This window comes from Paenibacillus sp. GCM10027628 (assembly GCF_042676385.1).
In the GTDB taxonomy this organism is placed as follows: Bacteria; Bacillota; Bacilli; order Paenibacillales; family NBRC-103111; genus Paenibacillus_E.
On record NZ_JBHTHA010000025.1, the window covers coordinates 13,460 to 25,945 of the forward strand.

The window sequence follows — 12,486 nt, forward strand, 5'->3', positions numbered from 1 at the left end:
ACAGAAGGCTTGTGAACATTGATACGAATCTTAAATTCAAGAGAACCGTGATATCTGTCGAGGAAGCCCGCGCTTCCCTCCGTGAACACATCACGCCTATGGAAATAGAAAACATCCCGTTAGGTTCCGCGTTTGGCAGAAGGCTGGCTGTAGATGTATGTGCAGATCATCCCGTGCCGCATTTTCGGCGATCTGGCGTCGATGGATACGCGGTCCGTTCGGTTGATATCAGCGAAGCTTCGCCCGAATCTCCAACGCAGCTCAAGGTTATTGAGCGTATCCCCAGCGGCACGATGCCTCAGTTACGGATTCAGGCCGACATGGCTTCGCGAATTATGACCGGAGCGCCTGTGCCGGAGGGCTCAGATTGCGTTGTCATGCTGGAGATGACGGATTCCTTGCAGGATGATATAGAAGCCGAATGGGTACGGGTCAAAAAAAATGTTCCCGCAGGAAGCAACATAACCCCCATCGCCGGTGAGATCGGTTTGGGGGACTTTTTGCTTCCTATAGGGACCCATATCGGTCCTGGGGAAGCCGCAATACTTGCAACTTTTGGATACAGCGAGGTTCCAGTATTCCGCAAGCCCAAGGTGGCCATCTTTTCTACGGGTTCAGAATTATTGAATGTAAATGCCCGCTTGGAACCTGGTCGCATTCGCAATAGCAACAGCTACATGCTGGCTGCACAAGTAGAGGCTGCAGGCGGCCTGCCGTTAATCATGCCTGCGTTGCTCGACGATGCGCACCAGGTGCAAGCCGCGGTGGAGCATGCTTTGACGCAAACGGATCTTGTCGTCACTTCCGGCGGTGTCTCCGTCGGTGATTACGATGTGCTCGTTGAACTGTTTGGCCGGTGGGCCGGCAAGCTAATGTTTAACAAAGTGGCGATGCGGCCGGGTACGCCAACAAGCGCAGCTGTTTGGAGCGGCAAGCTGTTGCTGGCTTTATCCGGTAATCCGGGTGCGTCGTATGTAGGCTTTGAACTGTTCGTTGGTCCGCTGATCAAGGCGATGCAGGGATGCAAGCATCCTTACCCGGAACCGATGACCGCAAAACTCGAAATTGACTATGGCAAAGCTTCCGCGTTTCCGCGTTATGTGAGGGGAACGACCCACGTCGAAAACAGTTGTCTATGGGTGAGACCCGCAGGAATCGATAAATCCAGCATCATGGTGTCCATTAAAGATGCGGATTGCTTGATAGAACTGCCTGCCGGCGGGCAAGGATTCCACAGAGGCGACCAAGTCGTCGTGTATCGAACAGGTGTTGTATAACAATGAAAAAAGCCAGCCTTTAGCGCTTCTGAAGAAGCTTAAAGGGCTGGCCCAATGTTGTTATCACGATGGGAGATGATACATTAGATGAACGTGCGAAGAATGATAACTAGTAAGACGTAAAGTACCAGGATCGTACCTGCTGAAGTCCAAAGTCCGCCGCCTACAGGAGTCCCGCAACCGCAACCATAGCCTGCTGCATATGACAAAAGTGTTCCCTCCCTTTATTCGTTTTTTTCGATGAGGGTTTTTACTATTAGTAAGGGAAAATTCCGCGTGTGATAATGACCAACAAAATAAACAGAACAAGAATGGCACCTGCAGATGTCATGCCGTATCCAACTGCTCCACTCATGGGTCATCCCCCTTTCCGAGAGTTCTAATACAGCATATGTCTAGGTGACATTCGCTGATTGGACGTTTGCCCTTCCCTGCAGATTTAACAATCCTGTTTGGAAAAAATTGAGTTATTGAAGAAGAGGTGACATGAATGAACGAAATTCGTAGATTACGGCAGGAGGAGCTCTCGGAGAGCTTCTCGCTGTCCGAATTTGCTTTTCAATTTGAGTTGACACCCGAGGAAAAGGCTGAACGGATTGGCTGGACGGATCCGAACCAAGTCTGGGGATATTTTGTCGATGGCGCTTTGGCTGCCAAACTAACGATTCTTCCTTTCCATACCTGGCTTGGCGGCAAGAGCTTCGCTATGGGCGGCATTGCCGGTGTGGCTACATGGCCTGAGTACCGCAGGAATGGCATGGTTGGCCAGCTTTTGAGTCAATCGCTGAAAACAATGAAAGAAGCGGGTCAAACGGTGTCTTTCCTGGCGCCTTTCAAGTTTGAGTTTTATCGCAAATACGGGTGGGAAGTGTATGTAGAATATTTGAAGTACGAGATTCCCTCGGATAAACTGCCTGAGTTCCAAGCGGCGGAAGGCAGCCGAATAGTACGCGTCGCTAAAGACTGGGAGCTTCTTCATCCGATATACGAAGCGTATGCGATCCGCTTCAACGGGATGTTGGTGCGGGATGAATTTTGGTGGAAAGAGCGCTACTTCAGGTTCAAAAAGGGGACGGTTGCCATCTACTGCAACCCGCAGGGGGAGCATAAAGGCTATGTTTTCTATCAGGTCAAAGACAAAGTGGCGACGATTCACGAAATGGTGTTTTTGGACGAGGAAGCGAGGCGCGGTTTGTGGAAATTCATTGCAGATCATGATTCTATGATCGACAAGGTAGAGTTGAATGCACCAATTGACGACGCACTGCCCTTCCTGACGCATGATCCGAAGTTCAAGCAGGAGAAGATTACATATTTTTCGGCTCGAATTGTAGATGTGGAAAAGTTTCTATCGCAATATTCGTTTAAAGTCCGAGAATCAGCAGAACCCTTGTGCTTGCGCATATCGGATTCTCATGCGGATTGGAATCATGGCGTATTTCGTTTGGAATTTGCTGAAAAAGGCAAGACAGCACGTGTTAGGAAGCTTGCCGAAGGAGAGATACCTTCTGAAACTGAGATTCTCAGCTGCTCCATTCAAACCCTGACCACACTCCTGATGGGTTATCAGAAAGCAAGCTTTTTAGCCCAGGTCGATCGGTTAGAAGGGGCTCCTGAGCTTATTCATATGTTGGAAAAGGCTGTTCCGAATAGGACTACTTATCTGGCTGACTTCTTTTAAGATACGGAAGTAAGTGGTATTGTTTGAGAAACGGCTTCAGGTTATGGCTGAAATGGAAGTGGGAAAAGGATAGAGGCGGCTTCAGTGGGACATGGACCACAAGGCCGTCTTTTGGCGGTTCAATTGTAAACCGGCCTGATAGCGAAGTGATTGACTTGAGCCAAGCTGTCGTCTCATGCCGGACCTGCTCCGTGCAGGGGAAACGCAAGATGACGCGTTCGGTGGACGGTTGGAAAACTTCAACATATGACAACTCCGTAATCGGTCTTTCCGGCTGGATTGAGCTATACATCCATTGGAAGAAAGCGAATAAGGCGATTGTTCCTATTTTGAGCACTGTCATTCTGTTACTTGTTCATCCTCGAAATCAAATCCGTCACGGTCAGAAATTGATAGCCTAGTTTCTTAAGTTCAGGCAGTACGATTTTCAAGGCTTCCACAGTCTGCGTACAATCTCCCTCTAAATCATGGAACAAAATGATGTCGCCGTTGTGAATGTTGTTCAAGACGGATTGGACGATTTTTTGAACTCCCGGCTTCTTCCAGTCTTTGGTGTCTTGGTACCATGACCACATGACCACTGTGAAACGATCCTGCTTGGCCAGCTCCAAAAGCGATTGGTTGTAGAAACCTCCAGGCGGACGGAACACATGGGGCGTTTGTTCGGTAATGTCAAAAATGATCTCCTGCGTCTGTTCAATTTCTTCCTTCAGCTTTTCCGGGCTGACGTGTTTGAGAAAATGATGGTCATACGTATGGTTGGCAATCTCATGGCCTTCGTTCACTTCGCGAATCGCAATTTGAGGGTACATCTGCACACGTTTGCCCAGCACGAAAAATGTTGCTTTGGCATCGTACTGCTTAAGCACGTCAAGCACTTGAGGGGTGTAGACGGGATTCGGGCCGTCATCAAAAGTTAGAGCGACAAGTTTTTGGTTCGTTGCCACATTCCAAACAACTTTGCTTTGGGGAACAGGCATGGCTGCTGTTGAAAATAGAAGGAGAACAACGAGTTGAATGAAAGTCAAAAACTTGGATACCGGTTTGCGCATGGGTTCCGTACCTCCAGAAATCGTGCAGATAAAGGCTAGTTTCTGGATTGCAAATGAAACCTATACGCAGGCGGAGAATGTTAAATATGGGAAGGTTTCAAAAGTTCATATGAGAAAAACCTGGCTAATAGCCAGGTCGTCTTTGTCAATCCGCCATCTTCTCGTCTGGAAAGATGAAAAATATAAAAAATTGGACCCATGATCCTTGGGAGCAACGTTTCAGTACGTTTGTCTCCATTTTTTAAGCATGCCCAGAATTTCATAGAAAGGGTATTCCTAACGTTTTTGTTCTGTAAAGGATTTAAACATTAACTAGTAAAAAAAGCTGAGCGTTGAAGAGTGAAATCTCCAGCGTTCAGCTTTTTTTGCATGGAACCTTTAGTTCGATACCCGATAGACCTTAATGGATTGAATGCCAAATTGTTTCAAGGATTCCTTGGAACCGGGAATGAAAATGTCAAGATGATTCCCTTTTACAGAACCGCCTATATCCGTGGCGTAAGCATACATTCCGCCAGCTGGCAGACCGTTAAAGCTATAGCCTTCGATATAAAGCTTGGAACCGAGCGGGATTACGTTAGGATCAACCGCAACCGTGCCAAGCGCTAGAGGATTACCAAGATAGTCCACAGCGCCAAAACCGCCGTTTTCGGAAGGATCAGCTGAATAGGCAGTCGCATCAAACTGTTCGTAGTCGGGAGCGTGATGATTGCCGTCTTTGCTCAAGATAGCAAGCTTACTGCCGGAGTCCCACTGAACAGGAATACTGGAAGCTTCGGATATAAAGCGAAGTGGCACATATACGCGGCCGTCCTGGTATTCAGCGTGAGATTCCATCTCCACAGAGGCATTATCAATTTTTGCTTCTTTTTGTCCTGAAGTCAACGTGATCGTGTGTTTCTCATTATTCAAAGTGACCTTGATCTGGTCTCCTTCTTTTTGCCACTGAAGGGCATATCCAAGTTTCTCGGTTACAAAGCGAATCGGGACCTGCGTTGTGTGATTCGTATCGATAAAAGGCTGTGCATCCGGAAAATGGATAAGATCATCGTTAACTTGAACTTTCACGTCCATTTCAGCCGCATGTGCCGAAAATGGTGAAATAAAGCCTCCTACCAAGACTGTGGCGAACACAGCAAGGCTCGTTAGCCCTTTGGCTACTCTATTCAATTGGTATTCCTCCTTCATGAGCCTCCGAGGTTAGTTGACGGGTTCGGGAAGAAGGTTCTCCCTAGTCTGCTTCAAGAATCAGCAAATATTCACCCCAAGTAAATCGTCCCCCGTACCGGCACTTTGTCTGTGCGCCGGACTCGGCTTCAAATAGTTTAGCACTATCGGCTTCAATGAAACAACGACCAAAATGTGGGAACCCAGAGTGGATACTGGACCTTGGTCTAGGTTGAAAAACAGTCGCGGGTCCGTTTTGACCTCGTTGGCTTTGGTTTACGATAGTAGCATGAAGGAAGCAAAGGTCGGCAGCGAGAGTGGAGTCAACGGCAATTACTCATTCGCAAGGCAACGATTTTAAAATAAATGGAACATGGGGTGCGGTAGATGAAAGTGTTGAATCGGATCGGGAAAATGGCGGAGGCTGCTTGGAACGAAGCGGAAGAGCGTTTGGATATGCATGAGCGCAACGGCGGAGCTGCAGGCACATCGTCATCGAAGGTAGCAGTCTTGGAGGAGCGCTATCAGGATGCGCTGCAGCGGGCGTTCGAGCTGCGCCGGCAAAGCGTGACCGCAGACGAGATGGCGCAACTGCGCAGCGAGCAGGCCGAGCTGGCGATGCGTGCCGGCGAGGAGGAGCTCGCACGGCTCGCGCTGCAAGAGAAGCTGCGCGAGGAAGCGGCGTGCGAGCACTACCGCGCGCAATACGCGAGCTGCCAGGACGAAGTCCTCGCGCTCGCGGAGGAGCTGCGGCTGCTGCGTGCTTCGCTTGCAGCAGAAGCGTCGCGCGGCGGCGGGGCCGCGCCGCACAGTGACGGCGTGCAGCCGCCGGGCGGGCCGCACGAGCAGGGCGCTCGCGACACGCTGCGCGAGCTGGAAGTCGCCGGCCGCGAGCTCGGCCGCGAAGCGCTGCAGGGGCTCCGCGAAGCGGGCCGCCTGTCGCGGGATACGCTGAAGGAGGCCGGCGGCAACCTTCAGCAGGAATGGCACGCACTGCGCGGCAAGCTGCAGCATGACTGGCAGCATCGCCGCGGTAATGAGCGCGACGAAGTGAACAAGCGCGGCAGGAAGTAGTTCTTTCTGCGGATTTTACAGTGACTCGCAACTGAAGCAAACAGGTGCACTTCTCAGTTCAAACGACCTTCATTTCGATGCTCAAGCCTTGCGGCGCAAGCATTTGCTTCTTGGAGGTCGTCCATTCTTATGGTATGCTAGGAAAGATGCAAAACGGGCTCATTTTGTGTAAGAAGTATAAATGGTTTCTTAAAAAGAATCATGAAAGATAAACGGCAGCCAGAGGAGGTGCAACGATGGGAGAAGAAACCAAAAACAACCGTAACCGGAATACAGCGCTAGTGCTGATTGGAGCCGGTCTTTTTTTGCTTCTGGATCATACGATTGGCTTTTTTCCCATTCTTGCGGTTGTCCTCATTCTGCTAGGCATTCATCGACTCCGCTCGCGCAGGGAACGCAAAGGCTACGTATTGATAGGCGTGGGGGCCGTTATTTTATTTGGCAATCATATCACGATTGTTTTATCCGTTGTCTTGATTTCGCTCGGTTTGTTCTTCATTCGTTCCAAGCAGGTGCATAGGGATGATTCGTACATCCAAAAGCAGAAGCTGGTGGATAGCGTCCGTCTAGGCAGGGAGCCTTGGATTTTACGCAACAGCAGTATATGGTACATTCTCGGGGAAACTTATATCGACCTGTCCCTGGCCATCCTGGAGCAAAAGGAAACGACGGTAATTCTACAAGGCGTTGTCGGCGATGTGGACATAAAAGTGCCGGATGATATCGGTGTTACCGTGACAGCCTCTGTGACCCTTGGTCAAATACAAATTGCAAGCGAGCGAGAAAGCGGCGTGTTGAATAAGCTCATGTGGCAGTCCGCCAATTATGACAATTGTGATCATCGGGTGAAACTTGTTCTGTCTTACATCGTAGGAGATATCAATATCAAAGTGTTATAGGAGGGTCATCGCGCTTTGGACGGCTATAAACGGAAATTAACGAATATGATATGGCGCAGCATGGGCGAATCGATCCTCTTCAGCTTGATTGTTTTTGGCGTCATTATTTATTTTCTCAATTCACGTGGCATGATCGAGCCTTTTCGAAACTGGCAGGAGGGCGTAACGTTCTCACTTATGGTGATTGGCGTTGTTATCGGCATCGGAGCCATCCACGGATTCTGGAGCAGCAATCGCATTACGCGTAGGCTGGAACCTTTGATGGAGACGATGATTTTACTTGAAAAAGGAACGTTCACCCGCAGCGGCTTTCAAAACGGTGAAGACGAGATCGGGCGGCTGGGGGAACAGCTTGGCCGTATTATGAAAAGGTGGGAGGAACAAGTAACCTCCCTTCAACGGCTTTCTAACGACAATGCCGAGCTCGCAGAAAAAGCGAAATTCTCGGCTGTTATTGAGGAACGACAGCGCCTGGCGCGGGAACTCCACGATGCTGTAAGCCAGCAGCTGTTTGCGATTTCGATGACAGCGACGGCAGTCGGGCGAACGCTGGACAAAGATTTCGAGAAAGCGCAGCGGCAAATCCACCTCATTGAGGAGATGGCTTCTGTGGCGCAATCCGAGATGAGGGCGCTGCTGCTGCACTTACGGCCGGTACATCTGGAGGGCAAGCGGCTCTCCGAAGGCCTTGTTGAGCTTCTGAAGGAGCTGGCGGCCAAGGTGCCGATGGCGATTTCATGGGATATGGACGATGAAATTCGTCTGCCTAAGGGAATCGAAGATCACTTGTTCCGTATTGTTCAGGAGGCGCTTTCCAATGCGCTGCGCCACTCCAAAGCGAACAAGTTGGAAGTGAAGCTGCTGCATCGCCCCGACGGCATCCGTCTGGCGATTCGCGATGACGGTGTCGGTTTTGAACTGGATGCGAAAAAGCATACATCCTATGGAATAGTTTCCATGAAAGAGCGCGTCAGTGAAATCGGCGGTTCTTTACATATTATCACTGCGCCGGACCGGGGAACACGCATCGAAATTCGTGTGCCGATTCTCGGCAACGATTATGCTAACGATGCAAGCTTTCCTACAGAAAACTCTTAGGAGGAGATACAATTGGATGCGAATATTAAGGTGCTGCTGGTCGATGACCACGAGATGGTGCGAATTGGACTAGCGGCCGTTTTAGGGACGGAAGACGGTATCGAGGTTGTCGGCGAAGCGAGTAATGGACAAGAAGGTATCCGTCTTGCCCAAGAATATCGGCCTGATGTTGTGTTAATGGATCTCGTCATGGAAGGGATGGACGGTATTGAGACGACGCGTAAGCTGCTGCAGCTTTATCCGGAGTGTAAGGTAATCGTCCTCACCAGCTTTTTGGATGATGAAAAAATGTACCCCGTGATCGAAGCGGGCGCTTTCAGTTATTTGCTCAAAACGTCACGGGCATCCGAAATTGCCCAGGCAATAAGAGCCGCAGCGAAAGGTCAGTCGATTCTTGAGTCGCAAGTCGCCTCCAAAATCATGAATCGCTTCCGTCAGCCGAAGGCAGCGGCGGAGCCTCATGAGGAGTTGACAGAGCGCGAGATGGAAGTTCTTCGCTTAATCGCGAAAGGCAAATCTAATCAAGAACTTGCCGACGAGTTGTTTATCGGCGTGAAAACCGTCAAATTTCATGTGACGAATGTACTTGCCAAGTTGGGCGTAGAAGATCGGACCCAAGCGGCTATATATGCGTTCAAGCATGGCTTGGCCGAATAAAGCCTAAGGCATAAAGGAGCGAGAACGATGAATCTGTTAAAGCAAATATGGAGCTGGTTCGGGTCCATTGCCATTTCATTTGTATTGGTTGTCTTTCTGGGTGTGTTCGTGTTTCAATCTACCAAGGTAATGGGTCATTCTATGGACCCTACCTTGCACGATCAGCAACGCGTATACGTGTCCAAGCTGTCGCATACGTTTAAATATGAGCCGAATTACGGCGATATTGTCATTATCGACAGCCGCGTCGATATGAAGCGTACGTTCAAGAACGATTTGCTGGACAGTCCGCTGCTTAGCTTGTTTACCCGAGGCGACGATAAGCATGTATGGATCAAGCGGGTAATCGGCAAAGCGGGAGATGAGCTGGAACTTAAAGATCATAAAATGTACCGCAATGGCGTAGCGCTAGATGAGCCGTACCTCAATGAACAAATGAGGGAAGTGGCGGATACAAAGTGGAAGGTTCCAGACGATCATGTTTTCGTTATGGGAGATAATCGCAACAACAGTATGGACAGTAGAGTGATTGGATTTATTCCGCTGGATCATGTGTTGGGGAAAAAGTTATTTTAAGCAGTCTTAACAGGGGCGTGTTCTTGGTAGTAGGGTCCATAATGGACCTTGCTGTTGGGAACTCGCTCCTTTTCGCGTCTGTAGCGGCAGAAAAGGGCGTTAAAGCGTTGACGATGATCAAAAAGTTGAACATCATTCCCCCACATGTTAATGTGAGTATTACCTACTATTTCAATGGGAATATACCAGTTACAATTGGAGGGATAAGCGATGAGGAAGATGAACATTGCTCAGAATTTAACCGAGTTGATCGGGAACACGCCCATGCTTGCGCTTGGCTCCTACGGTGCCAGCCATGAGCTCGAAGCGGAGTTGATTGGAAAGCTGGAGAATTTTAATCCGGCAGGAAGTGTAAAAGACCGAATCGGTAATGCGATTATCCAGGATGCCGAGGAGAAAGGCTTGCTTCACAAGGATTCGGTTATTATTGAGGCGACAAGCGGCAATACGGGCATCGCGCTTGCTTTTGTAGCTGCTGCAAAAGGCTATCGGCTCATTATTGTACTGCCGGAATCGTTCAGCATCGAGCGAAGGAACCTATTGCAAGCGCTTGGCGCCGAATTGGTGCTTACTCCTGGTACGGAAGGAATGCTGGGCGCGCTCCGCAAAGCCGAAGAGCTTGCCGCTCAAATTCCGCATGCTTTCGTTGCTCACCAGTTCGATAATCCGGCGAACCCTGCCATTCACCGTCATACAACAGCGGAAGAGATCTGGAGAGATACGGGGGGCGATGTCGATATATTCGTGAGCGGTGTCGGAACCGGGGGAACGATTACGGGCGTTGGCGAAGTGTTGAAACAGCGCAAGCCGTCGGTTCAGATCATTGCCGTTGAGCCATTTGAGTCGCCGGTTTTATCGGGCGGCAGTCGAGGCGTTCACCAAATTCAGGGACTCGGGCCCGGCTTCGTGCCCAGTATTTTTAATAGAGCGATCGTGGATGAGATTTATTTGGTCAAAAATGAGGAAGCGTTCGAGGCGACGCGTCAATTGGCGCGAACGGAAGGGTTGTTGGTCGGGGTCTCCTCTGGAGCTGCCATCTATGCTGCGACACAAATCGCGAGAAGACCCGAGAACAAAGGTAAACGAATTGTCACGCTGCTGCCGGATACGGGAGAAAGATATTTGTCCACGCCTTTGTTTCAATTTGGGGAGTAAATTTACATGCGCCGATCAAGCAGTAGGCCGCTCATGGGAACCGGTAAATATGCTTGAAGCTTTGAGCGGTATTGACCGTAAGGCTTGAGAGGCGAACGATTCATTTGAAATAAGGCTTCGGTCGGCAACTGTTCTAATCGCTCAAGCTGGCCAGACAAGGACTCTGCAAAATTGGCAATGCTTCCAAGGCTTTTATTCGCAAGATCATTGCGCTGTGTGACCTGTTTCTTGAGTTCATCCATCTGAACTTCTAGCCTGCCGTCGGCAAGCTCGGAAATGCCTGACCCTTCCAGTGCATGGGGCTGAGCTGCTTGCACCTGTCCATTAAGAATAGAACGCTTCAAGTAGTCTGGGGAATCGCGCAGTTGATCTTGAAACGCGTTATAGGCATCGACAAAAGCCTGAATTGGTTTGGTAATGGTCTTGGTCTCGGGCTGAGTGAGCGGAAGTCGAGATTCGGCCATTGCTCGTACGGACTGTTTGACGTTCTGAGCGGATTGGACGAGCCCTGCCAGCTCTTGTGCCGTACGCTGAGCCAATCGTTTATAGGCCGATCGATCGTAGGGTAAATCCAAGGGTTGACGAGAAGTGCTAGTCCTGCTACCTGCAACGCTTCGCACCGCGCTGACCCGGTAGTAGTCTTTATGCGTTTGATAGCTCTGTATAGCTGTAATCGGATAGGCGTTGATCATCGGAATCACCTCGTTTTCGCTTACTCCTACTATATCATTCGCAGAGATTGGGGTAAATTGGTACTTGCCGTTGAAGATTTCATTAGGTTATATAGGGAACCGGCGGAGTCAAGTGCGGAACCTTCCACATAAGATAGCATTATTGCTTTAAAAGTGGAGGCGGTGCCGTGTGATACGCAAACGTTTGGCTTCCGTTGACGATCCGGTGATTCATCGATTAATCGTGGAACAATTAGTGCCTTTCTCAAGAAAATATGACGCTAGCGCTTCGGCTACTTTCACTGCAATACGCAAGCGGTTAAACCGGAATGTGACGTATGTCGCAGCCAATGGCGTAAGGAGACCCTTCGGGTTTATTACAGTTCTCCGCAAATCACGGGTCCTTTATGTGGATATGCTTGCAGTTGACCCCCGGGAACAAAGCAGAGGCTGGGGACAAAAGCTTATGGATATTGCCGAAACCTACGGGAAGGCAGAGCGTTGCCGAACCGTAGAGCTGCTGGTTGATGACAGCAATGAAAGAGCATTCCGGTTTTATGTAACCAGGGGATATACGGCGACACAATATGTGCCGGAACTAGCCTGCTATAAGATGACGAAATCAATCCGTTGACAAATAATCAGGGCGGTGGAAGCACGTTTCCACAGCCCTGTTTAATACTCAAATAGGAAATACGAATAATGCGGCAATGGCGGTTAATTCAATGACCAAAGCGGCGCCGAAGCCCAATCCTTCGAAAGGCGGGAAACCGTAAAGGCCGTCTCCATCTCCGTAAGGAACACCGAGGGGGCCCGAAGCCTGGGGCGTGGCTGTATCTTGCTTGATTTTTGTTTTGAAGGTTTTGCCTTTCGGCTTTTTCTTTGATGAGCCGGATACCTCAGCCACCTTATCGTTCAAAATAAGACGGCCGTTTTCCACTCGACTCAAGACTCCATAAATTTCCGATCCGTCGTACAAATAGATCAAGACCGGCTTGCCATAATGAGCCTTACAGGTTTGTTCAGTAACTGGAAATATGCGCTCCATGCTTTTCCTTGCACCTCCGCGTTTGTAGACTACTGTTAGCCTATTCCGCTCCGTGCGTTTCGGTATAGACGGAAGTCTAATTTTGCATAAGAAAAAGTTATCAGATAAATTGCCTGGAAAAGTTGAATACC

General features: G+C 49.6%; 16 protein-coding genes and 1 riboswitch. Of the genes, 9 read left to right on the forward strand and 7 right to left on the reverse strand.

Going from position 1 to position 12,486, the window contains the following annotated elements:
• Positions 1-11: 11 nt before the first annotated feature.
• The gene (locus ACFQZT_RS18370) at positions 12-1,277 is read left to right on the forward strand and encodes a molybdopterin molybdotransferase MoeA (RefSeq protein WP_379302300.1); all 1,266 of its coding nucleotides are present in this window, start codon (positions 12-14) and stop codon (positions 1,275-1,277) included.
• Between the two features lie 83 nt (positions 1,278-1,360).
• Here the strand turns inward: ACFQZT_RS18370 and ACFQZT_RS18375 are convergent, their stop codons facing one another.
• Together ACFQZT_RS18375 and ACFQZT_RS18380 are read right to left on the reverse strand one after the other, a co-directional pair.
• Positions 1,361-1,486, reverse strand: a complete 126-nt coding sequence (locus ACFQZT_RS18375) for a hypothetical protein (RefSeq protein ID WP_379302301.1) — start codon at positions 1,484-1,486, stop codon at positions 1,361-1,363.
• Between the two features lie 47 nt (positions 1,487-1,533).
• Entirely contained in the window at positions 1,534-1,632 is a 99-nt protein-coding gene (locus ACFQZT_RS18380; RefSeq protein ID WP_379302302.1) for a dihydroorotate dehydrogenase, read from the reverse strand.
• Between the two features lie 135 nt (positions 1,633-1,767).
• Between ACFQZT_RS18380 and ACFQZT_RS18385 the strand changes: the two genes are divergently transcribed.
• Positions 1,768-2,958: a GNAT family N-acetyltransferase gene (locus tag ACFQZT_RS18385; RefSeq protein ID WP_379302303.1), complete on the forward strand. Its 1,191-nt coding sequence runs from the start codon at positions 1,768-1,770 to the stop codon at positions 2,956-2,958.
• On the opposite strand, the gene ACFQZT_RS18390 is transcribed toward ACFQZT_RS18385, so the two are convergent.
• From ACFQZT_RS18390 to ACFQZT_RS18400, 3 genes are all read right to left on the reverse strand, one after another.
• Positions 2,933-3,301, reverse strand: coding sequence for a hypothetical protein (locus ACFQZT_RS18390; protein WP_379302304.1), 369 nt, complete (start codon positions 3,299-3,301; stop codon positions 2,933-2,935). The two genes, ACFQZT_RS18385 and ACFQZT_RS18390, sit on opposite strands and share 26 nt — an antisense overlap.
• Before the next feature lie 4 nt (positions 3,302-3,305).
• On the reverse strand, positions 3,306-4,010 hold the full coding sequence (locus tag ACFQZT_RS18395) for a polysaccharide deacetylase family protein (RefSeq protein ID WP_379302305.1): 705 nt from the start codon (positions 4,008-4,010) through the stop codon (positions 3,306-3,308).
• A gap of 378 nt (positions 4,011-4,388) precedes the next feature.
• On the reverse strand, positions 4,389-5,180 hold the full coding sequence (locus ACFQZT_RS18400; RefSeq protein WP_379302306.1) for a stalk domain-containing protein: 792 nt from the start codon (positions 5,178-5,180) through the stop codon (positions 4,389-4,391).
• A gap of 4 nt (positions 5,181-5,184) precedes the next feature.
• Positions 5,185-5,336, reverse strand: a riboswitch (cyclic di-AMP (ydaO/yuaA leader).
• Between the two features lie 228 nt (positions 5,337-5,564).
• On the opposite strand from ACFQZT_RS18400, the gene ACFQZT_RS18405 reads away from it, so the two are divergent.
• The 6 genes from ACFQZT_RS18405 (at position 5,565) to cysK (ending at position 10,636) form a co-directional block, all read left to right on the forward strand.
• A complete protein-coding gene (locus tag ACFQZT_RS18405) occupies positions 5,565-6,251 on the forward strand; it encodes a PspA/IM30 family protein (protein ID WP_379302307.1) in 687 nt (228 codons plus the stop codon).
• Between the two features lie 236 nt (positions 6,252-6,487).
• Complete coding sequence (liaF, locus tag ACFQZT_RS18410) at positions 6,488-7,150, forward strand: cell wall-active antibiotics response protein LiaF (protein ID WP_379302308.1); 663 nt, start codon at positions 6,488-6,490, stop codon at positions 7,148-7,150.
• 15 nt (positions 7,151-7,165) lie between these two features.
• Positions 7,166-8,248: a sensor histidine kinase gene (locus ACFQZT_RS18415; protein WP_379302309.1), complete on the forward strand. Its 1,083-nt coding sequence runs from the start codon at positions 7,166-7,168 to the stop codon at positions 8,246-8,248.
• A gap of 12 nt (positions 8,249-8,260) precedes the next feature.
• On the forward strand, positions 8,261-8,905 hold the full coding sequence (locus ACFQZT_RS18420; protein WP_379302310.1) for a response regulator: 645 nt from the start codon (positions 8,261-8,263) through the stop codon (positions 8,903-8,905).
• 27 nt (positions 8,906-8,932) lie between these two features.
• Positions 8,933-9,481: a signal peptidase I gene (lepB, locus tag ACFQZT_RS18425; protein WP_379302311.1), complete on the forward strand. Its 549-nt coding sequence runs from the start codon at positions 8,933-8,935 to the stop codon at positions 9,479-9,481.
• Positions 9,482-9,691: 210 nt separating this feature from the next.
• Positions 9,692-10,636 carry a cysteine synthase A gene (gene cysK / locus ACFQZT_RS18430; protein ID WP_379302312.1) on the forward strand — a complete coding sequence of 315 codons (945 nt, stop codon included), beginning with the start codon at positions 9,692-9,694 and terminating at the stop codon, positions 10,634-10,636.
• 2 nt (positions 10,637-10,638) lie between these two features.
• Here the strand turns inward: cysK and ACFQZT_RS18435 are convergent, their stop codons facing one another.
• Complete coding sequence (locus tag ACFQZT_RS18435; RefSeq protein ID WP_379302313.1) at positions 10,639-11,328, reverse strand: hypothetical protein; 690 nt, start codon at positions 11,326-11,328, stop codon at positions 10,639-10,641.
• Positions 11,329-11,497: 169 nt separating this feature from the next.
• Between ACFQZT_RS18435 and ACFQZT_RS18440 the strand changes: the two genes are divergently transcribed.
• On the forward strand, positions 11,498-11,941 hold the full coding sequence (locus ACFQZT_RS18440; protein ID WP_379302314.1) for a GNAT family N-acetyltransferase: 444 nt from the start codon (positions 11,498-11,500) through the stop codon (positions 11,939-11,941).
• A gap of 48 nt (positions 11,942-11,989) precedes the next feature.
• On the opposite strand, the gene ACFQZT_RS18445 is transcribed toward ACFQZT_RS18440, so the two are convergent.
• Positions 11,990-12,355 carry a hypothetical protein gene (locus tag ACFQZT_RS18445; RefSeq protein ID WP_379302315.1) on the reverse strand — a complete coding sequence of 122 codons (366 nt, stop codon included), beginning with the start codon at positions 12,353-12,355 and terminating at the stop codon, positions 11,990-11,992.
• Between the last annotated feature and the right edge of the window lie 131 nt (positions 12,356-12,486).